We start from the raw sequence: 3051 nt of genomic DNA, 5'->3' as shown, positions 1-3051 counted from the left end.
CCCTAACGTACACAGCTAGCCTTGTTGGTGGCGGTGCGCTGCCCGCATGGCTGACATTCGATGCAGGGACCCGCACCTTCAGCGGCAACCCCACCGGCGCAGGCACCACCAGCGTGCGCGTCACGGCCACCGACGGCGGCGGCCTGAATGTGAGCGATGACTTCGACATCACCGCTGTGGCTGCGCCGTCTTTGTCCACCACGCTCAGCAGCGCTGTGACCAACTTCGACGTGCGCTCGAGCATTGTGCTCAGCGTGGGCGAGACCGTCACTGCCAAAAACGGGGGCACCATCACCCTGACCGATCTGGGTGGCACTGGCTACCAGGGCGAGAACACCACCCACACCCAGACCTTCAGCGTGACCGACACCAGCCGCGTCACGATCGTGGGCACAGGGGCCAACACCAAAATCATCATCAACCCCGGTTTTGACTTGGATCTGGGCTCCAACTACAGCCTGGCTGTCTCTACAGGGGCCTTCACCGGAGGCACCACCGGCCAGGACACACAAGCCTTCACCACCGTCAACTTCAGCACCGTGGCACCGGGCGCGGGCTTTGCCAACGCAGCGCAAGCCCAATCCATGAACACCACCACCGGTGCTCTGGAAAACTCGCTCAAGTGGTTTGACGCCACCGCCATCGGCAACGTATTTGCTGGGCAGGGCAACGGTACAACGCTGGACTTTAGTACAGGCGACTTCGTCGCCGTGGTCAAAGGCGCCATCCTGACGTCCGGAGCCAACGCCAACACCGTGCTGCAGGGCGCGGGCAACATGCTGCTCAACAACTTCGGTGCCAACGATCTGCTGTATGTGGACAACCAGGACCACACCAACACCAATCCGCAGGGCTCGCTCAATGCCAACGTGTTTGCCGGCGGACTGGGCACCACCAACCAGCCATTCCAGCTGGCTGTCGAAGGGACAGATTCAACCAATGGCGGCGCCTACTTCATTGACTTTGCCATTGCCAGCGGCATCACCCTGCCGGCATCGGTGGTCACTGACCAGTTGCTGCAAAACGTCATCTCCAACAACTGGAGCAACACCGGCATGGTGATTGCTGGCTAAAAGCTTATTACCACCACCCCTTGACCCGCAAGGCTGTGCCAAGCACAGCCTTGCGCGTAGCCAATACAAACAAATTTAGAGGAACACATCATGTCCACCATCCTTCGCTATTACATCACTGGCTCCTTTGCCGACTTGCTCGATCTGCGCACCCCGGGTGCCGAATACACCTTGGCCGAGCAACAGTTGATCGCCAACGGCAGCGGCGGTGTCAACACCATCTGGGCCGCTGCAGGCGTGGACCTGGATGCGCGCAACCTCTTCGGTGGCACCGATGTGATCCTCTTCAATTACCGCTGGGACCAGTACACCAAAGACATCAGCACCGTCCCCGGCGCCATCGTCTTCAGCTACACCGACAGCACCAGCGGCCTGACCGAAAAAGTCACCGTCGCCAACGGTGCCACCACCCTGGGCCGCGACCAGCTCATCTTTGCCGACGGCGCCGTGGGCACCCAACAAGCCAACGCCGCGCTGCAAGGCAGCCTCACGGCCGCACTCAACACCGTCTCGGGCGCAAACAACAGCATCACCAGCGCCGCCTACACCCCCACAGCCCCTGCGGGCAACACCCTGCGAGCCTTTGCCTCGACCACCAGCACCACCACCGGTGCCACCTTTGCCATGACCGAAGCGGGCCAGTCCACGGTGGTCACCGGCACGGGCCAATCAGACAAGGTCTACGTCAAGGCCGGCGCCACCGTCGATGCCCGCAACCTGCTCGGTGGAGAAGACCAGATCTACCTGACAGGCAACTGGGCCGACTACACCAAGAGCCTGACCGAAGTCTCGGGTGCCATCACCTTCACCCGCTCGGTCAATGGCGGCACAGAAAAAGTCACCGTGGCCAATGGCGCAACGGCTGTGGGGCGAGACAAACTGGTCTTTGCCGACGGCGCCGTGCTCACCCACAACGCACGCACAGCGCTGACAGCCGATCTGAACGCCGCCTTGAGCGCCGTCACCGGCTTTGATACCGCCACACAAACACCATTCCTGGCCTTTGACTTCAGCAACAAGACCCCCACTGAAATCGCCGCCTACCTCAACAACCCGGCCAACGCCGCCAAACTGGGCGCCCTGAGCACCGCACAAGGCCAGCAAACGGGTGCGGACGACCTCGACCAGGTCAACACCACCGCCTTTGCCGCCCTGTCCACCGACTTTATTGACGGCCTGTCCGCCCAGGTCGTAGCCAGCCTGCCCAACGAACTGCTGGCCGTCATGACCAGCGCCCAAGCTGCTGTGGCCGACCTGAGCCTGCTCACTGGCCCCCAAGTGCTGCAACTGCGCGCTGACGCCATCGACAGCGTGCCCGCAGACATCATCGACAACCTCTCGCCCACAGAGGTGGCCAACCTGTCCCTGGAGCAAGTGCAAGCCCTCACCGGCGCGCAGCTGCAAGCCCTGGCAGCGGCCGGCCTGCTCGACAACCTCGCGCACAGCCTGAGCGCACAGCAACTCACTGACCCGGCCAGCGGACTGGGACTGGACCTGCCAACGGCCAACCAAACCGCGCTCATGAACAGCGTCATCGACAGCGTCAGTGATGGCAACCAGGCCCTGATCGACTCAGCCGCCAAAATCAACGGCATCGTCGATGTGGTCCAGCGCCTTTCTACATTGGCCGCCATGGACCCCACGGACCCCAACTACACCACAGACCGAGATGCACTGGGCTTGACCGAAGGTGACTTTGCAACGCTGGGCATCAGCGGTGTCACGGCCGACAACCTCAATGCCGTGCTGTACCAAATCGCCGCCAGCGCCGACAACGGCAGCGGCATCGATACGGTGGCCAAGCTCAATGAGCTCATCCTGACGAATGCTGAATTGCAAGCACTGAGCGCAGCGCAAGTGGCTGCCATGAGCGAGACACAGTTGGCCTCCTTCAGCGACGCCCAAGTGGCCTTGCTCAACTTGTCACTGATCAACAGCGACCAAGCCGCTGCCATGGCCACGGCCGGTAACCTGGACA

General features: G+C 62.1%; 2 protein-coding genes. Both read left to right on the top strand.

Annotated elements, in window-relative coordinates:
* The coding region (locus QLQ16_RS15745; RefSeq protein ID WP_283225594.1) for a putative Ig domain-containing protein at positions 1 to 1073 on the top strand (1073 nt) is incomplete at its 5' end.
* 90 nt (positions 1074 to 1163) lie between these two features.
* Positions 1164 to 3051: hypothetical protein (locus tag QLQ16_RS15740; RefSeq protein WP_283225593.1), on the top strand; the 1888-nt coding region annotated here is incomplete at its 3' end.

This window comes from Limnohabitans lacus (assembly GCF_030053395.1).
Taxonomy (GTDB): Bacteria; Pseudomonadota; Gammaproteobacteria; order Burkholderiales; family Burkholderiaceae_C; genus Limnohabitans_A; species Limnohabitans_A lacus.
This window is presented reverse-complemented; position numbering and strand designations above follow the sequence as displayed.